Below are 18,531 nucleotides of genomic sequence, written 5' to 3' on the forward strand. Positions count from 1 at the left end.
CCATTAAGAAGAACCCGCCTAACGGCGGGTTTTTTGCGTTTGGAAGAAAGAAAAATGATGGGGTCAGAGTACATTAATTTCCCCGCCATGCTCCAGCGAACATCAAAATGGGGTCAGAGTACTTTATTTCATTAGTTCCCACTGCAATTGTCCTAATTAGAAGCCAACTACCACTGCGACCCATTGGCAATGTAGAAATGTACTCTGACCCCAATATTCAAAGTAATACACTCTGCTCTCATTAATTGCATTGAAGTAAATGGAGTTCTACTACCAACTGCTTATAGAAATTAGATAGCGATCAGACTACATTTGAAAAATGTTAATGAAATGTTAAGTGCGTTTGATGAAGTATTTATTGATGGCGGCTATCGCTGGGTTAAGCAGTTTGGTGGCAAATTGGGTCACTGATAATCACTGGATAGCTTCTGGCATTACTTTTGTGAGTGCTCTGGTTGGGGCGTTTTTTGTTTGTAGCGTGTCTGATAAAAAGACAATAGAAAATGTCAGTTCATCTATAGAGTTAGATGTAACTAATCTTAAAAATAACGATGCTACGAAGGTTAGTCATGCTGTAAGTAACATTGCTATAGGCGGCGCCTCTATTTCGTTTTTCCTTGAACAATTATCAAAAGCCTTTAATGAACAGGTCGCAAATATTGGTGAGATGAGCGGGCGACTTCAGCACTTAGAAACTTCATCAAGCTCGTTAGATGAACTTGCAAAGAATGCCTATGCATCAATGAGTGAGTCTGACGAAAAAACACAGTTAGGTACTTTGTCTTTAAAAGAAGTGTTGAAGCAGCAACAACAGCTCGTAAAGAATATAAATGCGTCCTCAGAAGCATTAACTATTTTAAAAAGTAGGGCTGAGGGTATCAGTACTATTACCAATACAATTAATCAGTTGGCCGATCAAACAAATATGCTGGCGTTAAATGCCGCTATTGAAGCCGCAAGAGCAGGTGAACAGGGAAGAGGCTTCGCCGTTGTTGCGGATGAGGTAAGAGAGTTAGCAAAAAAAACAACGGATGCTACATCAGGAATTGAAAGCTTGTTGAAAGATATGAATACGAGCAGTCAAGCCGCGGTCGAGACAATGCAAACTGTGCTTAATTCTAGTGACGATATGAATGTGCAGTTACAAGAAAGTGAAAATGCCATATCTCATTCAAGCTCATTATCTACGCAAGCTCGCGAATCAATGGGCGCTATGCAAGGTATGGTAGAGAGTAATACTGATCACAGTGCAGGTATCAGTGCCAATATATTACAGCTACATAGCACGACGGAAAATCTAGAGCGAGATCTCAATGATGTAGCAACACGAGCGCTTACATTGAGCAGCCACGCAGAAGATATATTCAGACTATTAGAGAGTTTCGATGTAAACGACAGGAATAGTGAAGTAAGGGATATCGCGATATCAACAGCACAAAAAATAGGTAAGCGCTTCGAACAAGCAATATCAAACGGTGAGATATCCGAGTCACAATTATTTAGTTTTGATTATACACCGGTGCCAAACACCAACCCCGAAAAGCACACTACTCCTTTTGATAGCTTTACTGATAAGGCGCTTCCGGAGCTGCAGGAGCCCATTTTAGATAATCACAGCTATATTATTTACTCTGGAGCAGTAGATAAGAATGGCTATTTTCCTACCCACAATAAAAAGTTTAGCCAGCCCCTTACCGGTGATTACGAGACAGACTTAGCGAATAATCGCACAAAGCGTATATTTAGCGATAAAACAGGGAGTCGTTGTGGTAGCAATACCTCTACTTTTTTACTCCAGACATATAAACGTGATACCGGCGAGATAATGCACGATCTATCAGCGCCTATTTATGTTAAAGGTAAGCACTGGGGCGGTTTTCGTATCGGCTACAAAGCCGAAGAGCAATAGTGCCAGTAAGAGCTTAAGGTTGCATGCCCATGCAACCACTTATTTGTGTGTTTACACTTTTATTTAATGCTTGGTTACCCTACCATTAGCGAATTGTTCGCAGTTCGTAAAATTATATGCCTTCATTACAAAGCTATAGCACGTTTGGTCTCTCAGCATCCTGTGATTCAATTGAGCTATTCACCGATGTTTCGTCTTTTTTATCTATATACAAATCAATCAAAAATCGAACTGATAACGCCATCTACATTCTTGGTGGTGGAAGCAACTCCATTTTTACCAATGACTTTGATGGAACAGTACTAGTTAACGAAATTAAAGGTATTAGTCATTTCGATACAGAGAGTCATCACTTCTTAAGAGTTGGCGCTGGCGAAAACTGGCATGACTTCGTGACTTTGTGTATGAGCGAGAAGTGGTATGGGTTTGAGAACTTAGCATTAATACCTGGTTCGGTTGGCGCTTGCCCTATTCAGAATATTGGCGCCTACGGAGTAGAGGTAAATACATTAATCGAAAAAGTAGAGTGTGTATTCCTTGAGACCGGCGAACAAGTTGTGCTCACCAATAAGGACTGTCAATTTGGCTATAGAGACAGTGTGTTTAAACACGAACTCGCGAACAAAGTGCTGATCACTCATGTAAACTTTAAACTGCCCAAGCATTACGAACTTGAAACTAGCTATGGTGAATTAGCCGCGCTTTCTGAGCCAACCCCAGAAAAGATATATAGTAAGGTAATAGAAATTAGAAAGAGCAAACTTCCCGACCCAGCCGAGCTTGGCAATGCAGGGAGTTTTTTTAAAAACCCAGTTGTTTCACAAGCCGTGTATCAAGGAATTGCGCAAGAATACGATGCAGTACCCCATTTTGTGGTGAGCGAAAGTAGTGAATTGCCAGCAGTTGAAAACGAACAAATTAAAATACCGGCAGCTTGGCTTATCGACCAAGCCGGTTTTAAAGGCAAGACTTTGAATAAAGTACGATGCCACCCTACACAGCCATTGGTGCTTACTAATTTAGGTGGAGCCACCGGAAGCGACGTTATCACCATGGCAAAAGATATCATAGCAAGCGTACATGAAAAGTTTGGTATACAGCTTGAGCCAGAAGTGCGCTTATTAGGAAACAAAGGACTTATTTCGCTATGAGACAAGCATCAAAAGCTATAAGAAAACATATACTGGCTTTGTTGTCTGACGGTCAGTTTCACTCAGGTGAAACTATTGCACAGCAAGTGGGTCTGTCACGTACCGCTGTAGCAGGCCATATTTCCCAACTTGCCGATTGGGGATTAGATGTATTTAAAGTAAAAGGTAAAGGCTACCGTTTAGAACGAGGTTTTCCATTGTTAAGCGCCGATAGCATTAAACGTCATTTAGGCAATACAAAACGAGCGGTTATTGATGTTGAGTCAGTGTTGCCGTCTACCAATACGGAAATGAAGAAGCGTATTGCCAGCAAACGAGAAGATCTTGAGAACGGCGATGTAGTTTTTGCCGAAATTCAAACCGATGGACGTGGTAGACACGGGCGCTCATGGTTAGCTCCCGTTGGCGGAAGCCTAACTTTTTCTATGTACTGGTCTTTTCCTGACGGTTATCAAAGCATGGCTGGGCTTTCTTTGTTAGTTGGGCTAGCGGTTTGCGATGCGCTTAAAGAATTTGGCGTAGAAGATGCCGAATTAAAGTGGCCCAATGACATTTATTTGCAAGGTAAAAAGCTTGCGGGCGTACTTATTGAAGTAGAAGGGCAAATAGGCGCTACAGCGCATAGTGTTATCGGCATAGGTTTAAATGTTTGCGTACCCGATAATCAATACGATGTGGGTCAGCCTCATAGCGACCTTGCGTCATATTTGGGCACTATCCCAGATAGAAATGCATTGGCGGCAGAAATAATTAAATCGCTTTGGTCTTATTTACCTAAATTTACCCAGCAGGGCTTCGGGCCATTCACAGCATATTGGGAAGCGCTCGACTTATACGCCGATAAACGCATTGTTTTACAAATGGGTGAGAAGCGTTTTTCCGGAATTGATAGGGGAGTGGACGCCAGCGGCGCGCTACTAGTTGAAACGCAAGACGGTATTACCCGATTCCACGGTGGCGAAGTTAGCCTTAGAGGCAATTAACTTTTTATTTTTGTTTTATAGCAGAGCTACGAAAATTTTTGCCATTTTTATAATAAAAGTACTTCGTAGTTCATCTTTGTGATTTTTAAATAGCATTTTATCCGTTCGTTTTACGGATTGCTTTGCGATTGAAACCAAAAATATGAACAACATTGAAGAAAACCACGTCATATTAGTGGATATCGGTAACACCCGAATAAAATATTCACTGCTTTGTCATGCAGAAGAAGAGCCTAATGCATGCGAAGATGCCAAATCTCTATTCTCTTTTATCGATTCTCAGAAAAAAATTTCCCATTTATATATCGCCTCGGTAAGAAACCAAGAGCTGGTTGATGAAATATCCACCATGTGCAATGAACGAAATATTGTTTTTGTAGAAAAGCACACAGAGAAAGAAGCCTTCGGCATAAAAAATAGTTACGCGAATGTTCAAAAAATGGGCGTTGATAGATGGCTTGCTATGGTCTGCGCTGCAGAAAAGTCAAAAAAAGCATTTTTTGTTATGGATGTGGGTACGGCAATTACGGTTGATTTTGTTGTGGATGGTCAACATTTAGGCGGTTGGATCGTACCTGGTTTTCAAGTAATGCGTAATGCTTTGGTTGCTTCTACTAAAAAAGTGTTCGCGAATGATGAAATTCCAACCACCTTTGGTGTGGGAACCGATACTGAAGATTGTGTGGCATCAGGGTGTCATGCGGCACTATATGGTGTTTATTTGAGCGCTATTGATTACATATCAAGCAAACAAACCGATTTTGATATAATTTTAGGGGGTGGAGACAAAAAAGTGTTTGCATTCTTAAAATCTGCTGATAACATGCGCCTCGCTCATTTGGTGATGCAGGGTCTTGCCCGCTACGCTCGAAGTGAACTTCTAAAGTGAACATCGACGTAAGTTTTTGATTAGTTGAAAAATTGGTCAAAAAAGAAAATTGAAAAATTTTCAAAAAGACACTTGCACAGAGTTAAACAATACTCTAGAATGCGCACCCACTTGATGTAGTGCCGACTTAGCTCAGTTGGTAGAGCAACTGACTTGTAATCAGTAGGTCGCCAGTTCGATTCCGGCAGTCGGCACCATCAATCTGGAGGGGTACCCAAGCGGTCAACGGGAGCAGACTGTAAATCTGCCGGCTCAGCCTTCGCAGGTTCGAATCCTGCCCCCTCCACCACTTTCTCTATGAGGTGGCCAGAGAATTAGGATTGCGGGCATCGTATAATGGCTATTACCTCAGCCTTCCAAGCTGATGATGCGGGTTCGATTCCCGCTGCCCGCTCCAAATCAGTGCTGATATAGCTCAGTTGGTAGAGCGCACCCTTGGTAAGGGTGAGGTCGGCAGTTCAAATCTGCCTATCAGCACCAGTTTATTTCTCCCCAGCTCATGTAAAATTTCTAAATTTTTTAATGTAACTTTGCTGGGATAATAGAAATGGCAAAAGAAAAGTTTGAACGTACGAAACCCCACGTAAACGTGGGTACAATCGGCCACGTTGACCACGGTAAAACTACCCTAACTGCAGCTATCACTACAGTTCTTTCTAAAACTTACGGCGGTTCTGCTCAGGCTTTCGATCAAATCGATAACGCGCCTGAAGAGAAAGCTCGTGGTATCACCATTTCTACTTCACACGTAGAATATGACACTCCTACTCGTCACTACGCACACGTAGACTGCCCAGGACACGCTGATTACGTTAAAAACATGATCACTGGTGCTGCTCAGATGGACGGTGGTATCCTAGTAGTAGCTGCGACTGATGGCCCTATGCCTCAGACTCGTGAGCACATCCTACTTGGTCGTCAGGTTGGTATTCCTTACATCATCGTATTCATGAACAAGTGTGACATGGTTGATGATGAAGAGCTTCTAGAGCTAGTAGAAATGGAAGTTCGTGAACTTCTTAACGAATACGAATTCCCAGGTGATGACCTACCAGTTATCCAAGGTTCAGCTCTTAAAGCGCTTGAAGGCGACGCAGAGTGGGAAAAGAAAATCATCGAGCTTGGTGAAGCGCTTGATTCATACATCCCAGAGCCAGAGCGTGCAATCGACAAGCCGTTCATCCTTCCAATCGAAGACGTATTCTCAATCTCAGGCCGTGGTACTGTTGTAACAGGTCGTGTTGAGCAAGGTATCATCAAGGTTGGTGAAGAAGTAGAAATCGTAGGTATCAAAGACACTACTAAGACTACTTGTACTGGTGTTGAGATGTTCCGTAAGCTTCTTGACGAAGGCCGTGCAGGTGAGAACGTTGGTGTTCTTCTACGTGGTACTAAGCGTGATGAAGTTGAACGTGGTCAAGTACTAGCTAAGCCTGGTTCAATCACTCCACACGTTAACTTCGAAGCAGAAGTATACGTACTGTCTAAAGATGAAGGTGGCCGTCATACTCCATTCTTCAAAGGCTACCGTCCACAGTTCTACTTCCGTACAACTGACGTAACTGGTGCAGTAGAGCTTCCAGAAGGCGTAGAAATGGTAATGCCTGGTGACAACCTTAAATTCAAAGTTGAGCTAATTGCTCCGATCGCGATGGAAGAAGGTCTTCGTTTCGCAATCCGTGAAGGTGGTCGTACAGTAGGTGCTGGTGTTGTATCTAAGATCCTAGACTAATCTAGACTTAGCAACACAAGCCAAAAAAGCGCACTTAGGTGCGCTTTTTTTATGCCTGCGATTTAGAACTTCGGGAGTGAAGCCCCATCAAAAACACGCCGTAAAGCCATCCATGGCGGCTTCGCAGCAGCGTCCCTGCTGCGATCAGTTTTTGATGGGGCTTCACTCCCTCCTTAACCGGCATAGTAAATAGCTTGAAGAGGAGGGGAGCTATACGCCGTAAACCCATCTTTGCTTTTAAGTAAGAGCGCCGACACCAACCCACATCTCCCCATTAACCGCTTTCCCAAAGCTGTCTGCCTATAAAATACGAATGCCACTTGCCAATGATTTCTTATAGTGTTGTTATACTGTAACAATTAATGGCTATCATGCCCGGCTTTATTGTTTAACGAGATTTTCATGATTACACGACGCCAGTTTTTAGTAGGCTCTTTGGCATTTGGTGGGCTAGCGACCAGTGCTTTTGGTAAGAAAATGAATTTGGCGTCAATGCCAATTAGTGAAGGTTATGGCGCGCTCGTTGCCGACCCCCAAAAGCTGCTCGATTTACCCAAAGGCTTTAGCTATAAAGTTATTTCAAGTCTTGGCAATGCAATGTCTGACGGTATGCATGTACCTGATAGAGCCGATGGAATGGGGTGCCTACCCATAGATGGTAGTAGCAATAAAGTGGCGCTAATACGCAATCATGAACTACACCCTAAACACTTAAACGCTCAGCCTGAGTCTATTCAAGCGCATTCCAGCGACTTAGCTTATGACAGTTACGCTAATGGCATTGCATTACCTGGCGGTACCACAAACATGGTGTATAACCTTAGCACTCAAAAGGTTGAAAAAGAGTTTGTTAGCTTGGCTGGCACCGTGAGAAATTGCTCTGGCGGCGTTACGCCATGGAACACATGGTTAACGTGTGAAGAATCGGTAGACCGTCCTCACGGCCCTAACGGCGATGTAGTAAATAATGATCACGGCTATATATTTGAAGTACCTGCCAATGCGAGCTCACTAATAAAGGCTAATCCGCTTAAAGACATGGGGCGATTTAATCACGAAGCGGCTTGTGTTGACCCTAAAACGGGTATTGTCTACCTGACCGAAGACAGAGGCGATAGTTTGCTTTATCGCTTTGTACCTAAAGAGTACGGTAACTTAGCGGCGGGCGGTCAGTTAGAAGCTTTGGTGGTAAAAGGGAAGCCTCAGTTCGATACACGTAACTGGAATGGCAATGCTATGCCTTTAGCTACATGGTTCAACGTTGAGTGGGTAGCTTTAGATAACCCAGAAAGCCCTAATGATGATTTACGCGTGCAAGGGTACGATAAAGGTGCCGCGCTTTTTGCTCGCGGTGAAGGCATACACTGGGGCGAAGATGAGCTTTATTTCTGCTGTACCAATGGCGGGCAAAAGCAGCTAGGTCAGGTAATGAAGCTTGTTACATCAGAAGATGGTAACCAAGACAAGCTTCAGCTGTTTTTAGAAAGTGAAGACAAGAACCTGTACAACTTTGGCGATAATCTAACTGTGTGCCCGAACGGGCATTTATTGGTGTGCGAAGATCAGTACACTGACATAGTAGATAACCATTTGCGTGGTGTTACGCCAAGCGGAGAAGTATACAACTTTGCTAAATTACATGCGCAAACAGAACTAGCAGGTGCGTGTTTCTCACCAGACGGTAATACACTTTTCGTTAATATTTACTCACCAACGAAAACCTTGGCCATTACCGGTCCCTGGTTGAAAGGCTAACTTGTATCTCCAACAGCGACGCCACACATTCATCTTGGGTGAAAGTGGCGCCGTTAGTTTCGAATTCGTGTACCTAGCGCACTAGTCAAATGCATCCGTTAATTCATTATTCCGCACTTCCTTTAAGTTCTATATTCCCTAATGCCACTCTCTACGCTACTCCTATATCTTTTTTCGATTAAGGCTCTTCTTTATAATTAAATAAATTAATTATATGAATCGTTTTAACCCGTTTTAATAGTTTTGTTCAATTAATGATAATGCTCTCAACCTAACAAGGAGAGCGAAATGAGCGCACTATTAAAAAAACTAACAACGGCGAATAGCCACCGTGTTTCCTCCACCACGAAGCAATCAATTCGAACGCAATGCAATTACGCTGATAACTATTATGGCGACCAAGTTTGTGTAGAAGTAAAAGCCCCTAAACCTCGTACCAACCTTCATGTAGGAGTACAGCTGTGAGAACCTCGATGAAATCAACCTTAACTAAGTTTGTCCTAGGCGGCATAACTGCCAGTATGCTTACCTTAGGGGTAAGCGCCGATACACTAACCCGACAAAATGGTGCCCCCGTAGGCGATAATCAAAACTCGCAAACTGCAGGTCCATGGGGTCCAGTATTGCTACAAGACTCTCACCTTATTGAAAAGCTAGCGGCATTTGACCGTGAGCGTATTCCAGAGCGTGTTGTTCACGCCCGTGGTGTTGGTATTCACGGCTACTATGAAAACTATGTCGACCTATCTGACGAGACCGTTGCCGCACCATTTCAAGGCGAAGGTAAAAAGACAGAAGTATTTGTTCGTTTTTCATCAGTAGTCCACGGACATTTATCGCCAGAGACACTGCGTGACCCACGTGGTTTTGCGGTGAAGTTTTACACCGAACAAGGAAACTGGGATCTAGTAGGCAACAACTTCCCGGTATTCTTTATTCGTGATGCGATTAAATTCCCTGATATGGTTCACGCATTTAAACCGTCGCCGGTAACGAACAAGCAAGATGCGAAGCGCATTTTTGACTTTTTCTCTCACGTGCCAGAGTCAACGCATACGTTAACCATGCTTTTCTCTGATTACGGTACACCAGCAAGCTATTTAAATATGGACGGCTCAGGCGTTCACGCATTTAAATTTGTTGATGACGAAGGTAATTACAAGTATGTGAAGTTTACTTGGAAAGCGAACCAACCTATTAAGAACTTCTCTGCTGAAGAAGCAATGAAAGTTCAAGGTATGGACTTCCAGCCGCACACCACGGATGTGTATACCCGTATCGGTGAAAAAGGTGAAACAGCATCTTGGGATCTGTATCTTCAAGAGTTAGAGCCTGAGCAACTGGATGATTTTGAGTTTAACCCACTTGATACCACTAAAATTTGGCCTGAATCGCTAGTGCCTGCTAAGAAAATTGGTCGCCTTGTGCTAAACCGTGTACCGGATAACTTCTTTGAAGAAACCGAACAAGCGGCATTCGCACCAAGCAACTTAATTCCAGGTATTGAGCCATCAGAAGACAGAATGCTTCAAGGTCGTTTGTTCTCGTATGCTGATACGCAGCGCTATCGTTTAGGTGTTAATGCGTACCGCATTCCTATTAACGCGCCGAAAAATGCGGTTATCAATAACCATGAGCAACACGGACAGCTTCGCACAACTAACTCTAATCGCGATGTGAATTATCAGCCAAGCCGCCGTCTTGACCTTAACGAAGACCCAGCGTTTCGTTATTCAAGCAAGCCGCTTGCAGGTATGACACAACAAATTCCGTTCTACAAAGAACAGAACTTTAAGCAAGCGGGTGAGTTTTTCAGAAACCTAACTAAAGAAGGTCAAGCGCACCTTATTAGTAACTTAGGTGGAGCGTTAGCATCGGTACCTGAAGAAGAGGTTCGCGTAATCATTAGTGCTTATATGTACAACGCAGATAAGAACTACGGTAAGGGCGTAGCTAAACTAGCTAAAGCGCCAATGTCGAAAGTTCGCCAAACTGCAAAAGACTTGATGGAGCAACAAGCAGCACGCGCTGCAAAAGCAAAGCAAGTTGCAGAAAGCCTAACGGCACTTATGCAATAAGCTAAGTAGCAATAACGTTGGGAGTTACATCACAGTGTTGAGTAACTCCCATTTTTCTTTAACGACCTTTCTCTTATAGCTTTGCTAAAACCGCTTTGCCAAAAGAGTTTATTAGTAACCAAATTTAATTTACCAGTAAGGGGGCACAATGTCTTTTTTGAAGCAAACACTTATGGCAGCACTGTTCGTCGTTGCCACCTTCACCAGTGTTTATACTAGTGCGGCAACTGACTCAACAACTCAAGCTAATACTCAACAAAGTGCAACTACGCCTAATATGGAAGCCTTGAAAGCACGCTATTTTGATGCGGCGCGAGAAGGCGATAGCGCCATGCTAGCTGCATTTTATCAAGCTGGCCTAGATGTTAACGTAGCGGATGAAAAAGGCTATACCGCGCTTATTCTTGCTGCCTATCATGGCCACACTGAGACGGTAGACTTCCTTATCAGCAATGCACACGCCAACCCATGCCAAGAAGACAATCGCGGCAACACTGCACTAATGGGCGCCATCTTTAAAGGTCATGTAAGCGTTGCCAAACAGCTCGTATTTGCCGATTGCGATATTGACGAAGAAAACGCAAAAGGCCAAACCGCGTTAATGTTCGCAAGCCTGTTCGACAGACAAGAAATTATCAATACGCTTATCGATAAAGGGGCTAATCCCGCCCACATGGATAATGCGGACAATTCGGTCGCTGATATCGCACTTTCACAAGGTAACTACGAGTTAGCAAAAATACTAAACAAAAGCGTTGATTAATCTTCAACGCTTTTAAATCGCCCTAAGATTTGGCTGCTGTCAGCAACTGAACTTATTTAAAAGGGTTGTGCGTATAGTCAAAGGATACACCTAGGTCTTTGCGTTCAGTTAATCGTTGGCTTCCATTGGTGGTATACAAACTTTTTGCCAAATAAGCCTTGTATGCGGCACTATCAATAGTATCTACATACCACCAATCACAGGTTACTTTTTGATGGGTAACATCAACAATCATAAAGCCGTGAGATTTAAGCTCTACGTATTTCATATGTGGGTTCATTGTCGGTATCAATGTGGCTAGCGGGTCTGCAGCAGGGGCGCTTAACCCCGGCGATGTTACCGAAGGCGTCACAAACTCCACTGCTAAGGGCTGTTCACCAAGGCGAACACGATCGTTGTAGGTGTACCCGTTAGTACTGTCTTCAAAAACCTCCATTCCCCAAGACGTGTGGATATCGCCTGTTAATACAACCGTATTCTCTATTCTATAGGCTTTGATGGCGTCCAGAATTCGTTGCCTAGCTTCAGGGTAGCCATCCCATTGGTCCATGTTAAGCGCAAGAATATCTTTGGTAACAGGAATTCCGGCTGCCTCTAGGTTTGGCGCGTTCAGTCCTTTGAATTGACCAAACATCACTTGTTGCCCTAAAAAGCGCCATGTAGACGTAGATGAAGTGAGCTTATCTAGTAACCAGCGTTCTTGCGGATCGCCAAGAAGTGTACGGTTGGTATCGTAGCGTTCTGCTGAAACAGGAGAATCAACCTGCGGGTCGCGTCCCTCAATGCGTGTATCAAGCATATATAAATCAAGGAGCGAGCCCCACTCAAAATGCCTGTAGATACTGCCTTCGCGAATAGGCATCCATTCATAATAGGCTTGAATTGCGTAAGATTTGCGTAGTTGGTAGTTGCCTTCGCCCTCGTTATGGTTTTCAGCGCCAGTGCGATGAGCATCGTTCGTAATTTCATGATCGTCCCACACCGTGATAAAGGGGTAAGCAGCATGCAGTAAAGCTAAATCAGGATCAGTTTTGTATTGGGCGTGTCGAGTCCGGTAGTCACTTAAGCTGGTAATTTCTTTGTCAGGCAATGGCGCTCTGCCTAACCGCGATCCATCGCCGTATTCATCTTCGGCGTATTCATATAAGTAGTCGCCTAAGTGAAGGACGGCATCAATATCCCCAACGGCATTTTTGTTCGTAATAGCGTGGTAGACATTGAAAAAGCCCTCGGGGTAGTTTGAACAACTTACAACCGCAAAGCGGACATGGTCTGTCGTGACAGGTGCCGTTTTCGTAGTGCCTATGCGGCTTCTGTAGCCGTTGACTTCAAATTGATAGAAGTAGGTGGTATCCGACGAAAGGTTTTGGACATCAACTTTTACGGTATAGTCTCGACTTTCAGACGTGGTTAACTGTTCTTTAAGCACGCTGTTTTTCATCGAACTGTCTAAAGCAACATGCAGTGTGACTAGTGTTTCAGTTGCAACATGACTGATGCGAGTCCATAGGACTACAGCGTTAGGGAGCGGATCACCACTGGCAACTCCATGTTGGAAGTAGTAGTTGTTATCAAGCTTAAAAGACGTATTCAGCGCTTCAAAAGGCGCGGCTGAAGCCCTAAAGCCTAAAATTGAAGCGGATAACCCCGCCGTTTTAAAAAATTGTCGACGGGAATAATTTATCGCGTTTTTCATTGTTTTACCTTCTCTCTCAATAGGGGAGCGCGCCTCAGCCGAATACAGCTACAGCGCTAGCAATACCTTAATTGCCTATATACGGAGTTATTTATCTGTAATTCGTAAACTCAGCCCCTGGTATTGAGAGCGAGCATGAATACCAATAGAAACGGCGCTTCCATGCGGTACGTCAATGATGCAGCTTTCCGTATTGTCTACCCCATTAGAGCGGCATACATAGTTACGAAAACTGACGTTTTGTCCAATTTGTACATACAAATCAGCATCGCCAAAACCGCGCTCTAAATAAATGGAAAGGGTCCTGTCGTTCTCAATAGCATCAACGAAATAGGTTTCAAAAACGCCTGCGCTTGCGTGCAAGTTTGCAAGGGTCTGCGGTGGCGTTAAAAGGTTGTTAGGCGTTGAAAAGCAATCTTCGGTAGCTAAAAAGGCCACGTGCAAAACAGGTGATTTGGTGTTTTCGCTAGCGTCGATAAAGCGCAGCTGTAGAGGATGCTTCGATGAAATTCCAAGCCCAAACGCACCGTGTACTAAAAACTGTTGCTGCAGTGTACGAATAGTAGATTCGTCTAAAGGAAGGGTTATATTATTACCTGCATCAATGACGTTAACATTTGCAAATGCATTGCTAGAAAAGAGCGAATGCCCACTATGCCAGTTCACAGTGTTTTCATTGAAGCTTGGCGTAACAGTTGATATGCCCAATGCCGTGGGGTTCGGATATACGGGAAATAGTTCGCTAGCTAACCCCGTTGCGGTACTTGTTTGGCTTGGGTTAGATTGAAAAGACAGGGTAGCGCTATCGAGAGTGGCACATTTTGCTATGTCACTTGCATCAAAGCTCATCAGAGCTTTTGTTTCACCATACTGAACATGGTTATTAACCACCATCATACCGCTAGGGTAAGCGTTGTAGTTCATCGTGGGTTTTGCACTAGAGATAAAACTATCGTGTTTTGCTGTAAGCGTATAAGCCCGTCGATTTTCTTGATTTGGCGGTAAGTAGGTTGTTAACCCTTTGCTGTTCTGAGTTAGAGTGAAAACAGCGCCTACGTCATTGGCTATCCACCATTTAATATTTTCAGGCAAGGCTAACGGGTTCCTTTCTCTTTGTTCCATCGAAAGAGTGCTGGCTTCTTCATCAAATTCAGCGGTACGCACTTGTATTTCACTAGAAGTAATGCTCAACACTTTAAACTGTTGAATACTGGCAAGGTCAATGGTCCAAGGGTAGGACTGATTAGCAGAACGAGCCGGAGCGCCCCAGCTGCCTTCACCCACATAAACGGTACCACCTTCGTCTGAACGACGAAAGGCGACCTCGTTTTGCACTGGTGTCATAGGATAGGTCAGTTTGTTGATGTGGGTATCTGACTCAACAACAAGGTTCATGTTGTGCTGGTAAAACAGTGTTGCCCACCACTGGAACAACCCTTCATTCGATGACTTTCCATCGAAATGAGGGAATATGGGCTTGTGGTATTGGGCTAGTCGCCACAAGGGCGCTTGCTGGCTCGACTGCAAATCTGACGCAAGCCAGTCATTCATCTGGGTTGCATACACTTGCCATCCACTTTCTTGGTACTGACTGTTGAGCGTATAAACTCTAGCCAGTGCATTAACGGTTAACGCGCCGTAGGTGTCTTGTTCATCACACACATTGTCTCGTATAAAGTCGACACCGAACACCTGACATAAGGTGGCATAGTTGGTGTCTTCGTGATTACCGTGAGTGGGAATGATGGGATAAATGCGCTTAAACGCTTTGCCGTTTATCACATCATTTGAAAAAGTTAGCTGCCAGTCATCAAGAAAACCCGCCATTTCAAAAGGGGTATTACCATTGGTGAAGTCACCGCCGTGCATAATAAACAAGGGGCGAATCTTTGCTACTAGCTTGTTGCCTTCCTGCCGCGTCGTCCAGCCCGTGCGTGTGTCGCCGCCTGCAATAGCTGTAAATGGGGTAGGTTCAGTTGATGCAGTTTTAAACCACATTGGGGTATCACAACCATCAAAATCACATACCTTGAAGTAAATCGCACTGTCGGCAGGCAAACGGGTAAGCCGCACAAAGTAAGATTCAAGGCTAAAGAAACTGGCTTTGTGACTAATTTCTACCCGTTGCCATTGGTCTTCATCGGTTGACGTTCCATATAGAACATAAGGTGAAAGGCTAACCCCCTTAGGTGAAAAACCTACTATCGCCTGGTGTGCGGGGTCGCTATCCCATGCTAACCGGTATAAGTGAGTAGCTGATACTACCGTGCCCGCATAACTCAATAAAAGCAGTGCCAGAATCGTTCTATAACTACGCATAATCATATGACTGTTACCTTAGTTTTGTTTGGTGCGTATTGGATAAAAAAATGAGGCGATGAGATATGGGGGGAACACCCTATTGATGGGGGAGTCATAAAAAATTCATAATTGTGCAGCATAAGTATTCGGCAAATTTGTGTACGAAAATGACGCGCAAAAAACTGTTTTTATTTAGCCATCTGGTAGTAGGCTTTTGCTTAATCACACAGTTGTTAAGCGGCTTTCGTATTGCGTCACAGCATCGAGACTTTTGGCTTTATTTTGATTGGCTGTTACCTGAAGGGCTTGTGCATATTTGGCACGTGATTTCAGGGCTGTTATTGCTTGTGATGATGCCGGTAATGCTTTTCGCGCTGCTAAATCAACGAAAAGAAAAGGCTGTACCAAAAACATTTAACCAAATAGGCTCTGCACTTATTTGCGTGTCGGTAGTGAGTGGTGGGGCACAATTCTTTTTTGAACTGACACATATAGTGGTGCGCTTTATCCATTATTATAGTGCGGTAGGACTACTTATTTTTATTGCGCTACACCCCTTGCGATACTACTTTCAAAAGCCGGTAACATACCTTCTCCACATTATTTTTGAACCTTTCACTTTCAAGCAAGGATATTTTTATTTAGGGGCAGCTGCATTGGTAACGTGTAGTTTGTACTTGTTCACATTATCTACGCCTACCACTCTGCAATCTAAAGTGGTTGCCGACGATGTGTTTATCAAAATTGATGGAAAAGCCAATGAGAGTGCTTGGCAAAAGGCACCTGGCGTCATAGTAAAAACTTTTGCCGGCGCCAATTTTTATAAAGGGACGTCGGACGTTACGATTAAAACGCTTCACAATACGGCTGAAACATATTTCTTTGTTCGCTGGCAAGATCCTACGGAAAGTTTACTTCACCTTCCTTTAGTTAAAACCGATGCAGGTTGGCGAGTAAAAAGCCATGGTTTTGAGCGGTTCGATGAGAAGGAGTATTACGAAGATAAACTGGCGCTGCTGTTTTCTAAAAGTTGCAGTATAGCAGCCGCTGCCACCGCCCATTTAGGGAGTCAGCCTCGGTCTGAACTACCTGCTAATAAACATAAAAAAGGCTATCATTTTACATCCGACGGTGTCGTTGATTTGTGGCAGTGGAAAGCGGTAAGAACGAATGCTATGTACTTGGTCGACGACAGTTATATCGGCAGGCCCGTAGCGCCTATTATAGGCGAAAAAAGGTACACGGCCGGCTATCAGCAAGACGGCGATATGGGGGGAAGCTACGTCTTAAACTGGAAATGGTACAGCAGCGAAAATGTTACCCCGAAACGCCTTCCTAACGCACCTTCGTTTGACCATCAAGGTTATGCTAGCTGGTTTGACTACAAAGCTTATTCTCCCAAACGGGATGATTTACCAATAGGCAGTTTGATCAATTCGGTTTTGTACCGTTCTAATCAGCTTGAAGGGGGACGAGCCGACGTGCGTGCTTATGGAAGGTATGCAAACGGTTACTGGAACCTTGAAATTGTGCGAAAGAAGCAAGCTTCCGAAAAGACAGACATCAGTTTAACTGATGGTATTTGTTTGTGGGTAAGCGCGTTTGATCACGCTCAAATTGCTCATACCCGACATGTTAGACCTTTGCGGCTTAGCTATGAATTGTAAGGGTAATGCTATGCTGTTATTCGTAAAAAAGCTTTTTGTCCTTTGCGCTATAGTCCTCGTTGGTACGCAGTTAAGCGTACTTTATCAATTTTTAAAAAGCGTGCCTGATATATTTGCAGCTAAAGAAACAGCAGAGTATCGATTCGTAAAATTGAACTCACATGGACAGGCCATTTCAAATGAGCAAGGCCCTTGGCATTGTGTTTACGACAGAGAGCTCGAGGTTACTTGGCTGGTGGGAAGAGATGACGAGTCACCCTTTGACAGTTATTGGAGCTACAGTTGGTTCGACGAAAAAAAGCGTAAAGGAGTGAAAGAGCGAGGGAGTTGTTATTTCAACAAGCCGGGTTGCGATACAAGGCATATTCAGCAGCAAGCGATTAAACGGAAAGTGTGTAACCTATCTAACTGGCGCTTGCCCAATGAAGAAGAGCTGACTGCCTTGGTTCAAACACCAACTAAACCTAATGGCCCTTTTATACAAAGCGCTTTTTTTCCTCATATACAAAAAGGGGATTATTGGTCGCAAACGCAGAGCAACAGTATTAATACACAAGCGCTTGCGTATTTGGAAGTTGGCGCGGTTGCGGTCAACTTCAAATATGGAAAAAGTCGAGTTCTACCTTTTAGAAATGCTGCTCATGTCATGCTTGTTGCGGACAAAAAAGCGCTACCCCTTTCGATGCATCAAAGTACGTTCTTAGGTAGAAAGCAAAGCATCGCATACACTCACAATTAACTAGCCATTGGCACTATGTAGGGGGAAATACCTATTTGCACTTCGTACAGTTGGTTCGATACTGATTCTACGAAATCACATGGATATCCATTCTATGAAGTCATTAATTGCAGCAGTGTTCGTTCTATTTTCTGCGCCTTCTTTTGCTGGCGTAATCACTTATGATTTCACTCGATTAGTGTTAGGTGACCAAGCTGACGAAACCAGTTTGATTGGGCAAATCACTTTCGATGAAAACGAAACCCAGTTCAATATGAACACATGGTTATCGTTTGTTTTTCAGTTAGAGTTTGATGGCGTCTCTTACGATATTTTAGAAGACGACATTGCTGACTTTGCGATAGTTGATTTAGATGATGGTGTGTTTGGTGATGAAAGCAGCGAAGGCTTTGAGTTCTTCATCGAAGATTCAAGTGTTCCTTACGAGTTTACTATTAGTTCAGGTTTAGCTGGACTAGGGCAAACCGATACTTGTGTTTTCTTTGAAAGTGGCGACCGCTGTGCGGGCGGTTTGTTTCAGTTAGTTAAAACAGTAGAGCCTAATGATGGTTCCAACAATGGCTCAACACAAGTGAGTGAACCCGCTTCCTTTGCTACTCTAATGCTAGTTTTGTTCGCGTTGACTTCACTGAGAAAACGCCAACAGTAAAGCGTTTTTAATGTTAATAAGCGTTTCATTTCTTATATCGCGTTCGTTCCCTCCAACATATCTATGTTTCTCGATAGTTGGTGTTTTTAGCCCTCCTTTTGTGAGGGCTTTTTTCTTTTCAAATTTCTGTTTTTTCAACGCTTTTATAAATTACATCGAATAGGGGGAACTCCCCATAGTTTTGCTTCTTTGGTTGTTAAATACTCAAGGGGTACTCAA

At 43.7% G+C, this 18,531-nt stretch carries 14 protein-coding genes and 4 tRNA genes; 16 read left to right on the top strand and 2 right to left on the bottom strand.

Annotation, left to right across the window (positions count from 1 at the left end):
• Positions 1–346: 346 nt before the first annotated feature.
• The 13 genes from ACXAGV_RS17710 (at position 347) to ACXAGV_RS17770 (ending at position 11,260) form a co-directional block, all read left to right on the top strand.
• Positions 347–1,909, top strand: a complete 1,563-nt coding sequence (locus ACXAGV_RS17710; protein ID WP_474874374.1) for a methyl-accepting chemotaxis protein — start codon at positions 347–349, stop codon at positions 1,907–1,909.
• 116 nt (positions 1,910–2,025) lie between these two features.
• Entirely contained in the window at positions 2,026–3,060 is a 1,035-nt protein-coding gene (gene murB / locus ACXAGV_RS17715; protein WP_474874375.1) for a UDP-N-acetylmuramate dehydrogenase, read from the top strand.
• Positions 3,057–4,043: a bifunctional biotin--[acetyl-CoA-carboxylase] ligase/biotin operon repressor BirA gene (gene birA, locus ACXAGV_RS17720; protein WP_039222269.1), complete on the top strand. Its 987-nt coding sequence runs from the start codon at positions 3,057–3,059 to the stop codon at positions 4,041–4,043. The genes murB and birA overlap by 4 nt, the downstream gene beginning before the upstream one ends.
• A gap of 142 nt (positions 4,044–4,185) precedes the next feature.
• Complete coding sequence (locus ACXAGV_RS17725) at positions 4,186–4,932, top strand: type III pantothenate kinase (protein WP_474874376.1); 747 nt, start codon at positions 4,186–4,188, stop codon at positions 4,930–4,932.
• Between the two features lie 121 nt (positions 4,933–5,053).
• Positions 5,054–5,129: transfer RNA gene (locus tag ACXAGV_RS17730), tRNA-Thr, on the top strand.
• Between the two features lie 7 nt (positions 5,130–5,136).
• Positions 5,137–5,221 (top strand) — tRNA-Tyr (locus ACXAGV_RS17735).
• A gap of 33 nt (positions 5,222–5,254) precedes the next feature.
• Positions 5,255–5,329: transfer RNA gene (locus tag ACXAGV_RS17740), tRNA-Gly, on the top strand.
• 7 nt (positions 5,330–5,336) lie between these two features.
• A tRNA-Thr gene (locus ACXAGV_RS17745) sits at positions 5,337–5,412 on the top strand.
• 67 nt (positions 5,413–5,479) lie between these two features.
• Positions 5,480–6,664 (top strand): elongation factor Tu, encoded by a 1,185-nt coding sequence (tuf, locus tag ACXAGV_RS17750; RefSeq protein WP_012519826.1) that lies wholly within the window; start codon positions 5,480–5,482, stop codon positions 6,662–6,664.
• A gap of 402 nt (positions 6,665–7,066) precedes the next feature.
• A complete protein-coding gene (locus tag ACXAGV_RS17755; protein WP_474874377.1) occupies positions 7,067–8,419 on the top strand; it encodes an alkaline phosphatase PhoX in 1,353 nt (450 codons plus the stop codon).
• A gap of 288 nt (positions 8,420–8,707) precedes the next feature.
• Entirely contained in the window at positions 8,708–8,884 is a 177-nt protein-coding gene (locus ACXAGV_RS17760) for a hypothetical protein (RefSeq protein ID WP_474874378.1), read from the top strand.
• Positions 8,881–10,497: a catalase gene (locus ACXAGV_RS17765; RefSeq protein WP_474874379.1), complete on the top strand. Its 1,617-nt coding sequence runs from the start codon at positions 8,881–8,883 to the stop codon at positions 10,495–10,497. Before ACXAGV_RS17760 ends, ACXAGV_RS17765 begins: the two co-directional genes overlap by 4 nt.
• Positions 10,498–10,645: 148 nt before the next feature.
• Positions 10,646–11,260 (top strand): ankyrin repeat domain-containing protein, encoded by a 615-nt coding sequence (locus ACXAGV_RS17770; RefSeq protein ID WP_474874380.1) that lies wholly within the window; start codon positions 10,646–10,648, stop codon positions 11,258–11,260.
• 52 nt (positions 11,261–11,312) lie between these two features.
• Here ACXAGV_RS17770 and ACXAGV_RS17775 read toward each other — a convergent pair whose 3' ends face one another.
• Both ACXAGV_RS17775 and ACXAGV_RS17780 read right to left on the bottom strand, forming a co-directional pair.
• Entirely contained in the window at positions 11,313–12,956 is a 1,644-nt protein-coding gene (locus ACXAGV_RS17775) for an alkaline phosphatase D family protein (RefSeq protein ID WP_474874381.1), read from the bottom strand.
• A gap of 87 nt (positions 12,957–13,043) precedes the next feature.
• Positions 13,044–15,281 (bottom strand): DNRLRE domain-containing protein, encoded by a 2,238-nt coding sequence (locus ACXAGV_RS17780; RefSeq protein WP_474874382.1) that lies wholly within the window; start codon positions 15,279–15,281, stop codon positions 13,044–13,046.
• A gap of 143 nt (positions 15,282–15,424) precedes the next feature.
• Between ACXAGV_RS17780 and ACXAGV_RS17785 the strand changes: the two genes are divergently transcribed.
• The 3 genes from ACXAGV_RS17785 to ACXAGV_RS17795 all read left to right on the top strand — a co-directional run bounded on the left by ACXAGV_RS17785 (position 15,425) and on the right by ACXAGV_RS17795 (position 18,312).
• Positions 15,425–16,924: an ethylbenzene dehydrogenase-related protein gene (locus ACXAGV_RS17785; RefSeq protein WP_474874383.1), complete on the top strand. Its 1,500-nt coding sequence runs from the start codon at positions 15,425–15,427 to the stop codon at positions 16,922–16,924.
• Between the two features lie 10 nt (positions 16,925–16,934).
• Complete coding sequence (locus ACXAGV_RS17790) at positions 16,935–17,663, top strand: Lcl C-terminal domain-containing protein (protein ID WP_474874384.1); 729 nt, start codon at positions 16,935–16,937, stop codon at positions 17,661–17,663.
• A gap of 94 nt (positions 17,664–17,757) precedes the next feature.
• Positions 17,758–18,312 (top strand): hypothetical protein, encoded by a 555-nt coding sequence (locus ACXAGV_RS17795; protein WP_474874385.1) that lies wholly within the window; start codon positions 17,758–17,760, stop codon positions 18,310–18,312.
• The last annotated feature ends 219 nt before the right edge of the window (positions 18,313–18,531 follow it).

It is taken from the genome of Alteromonas sp. ABH4_453, assembly GCF_056160665.1.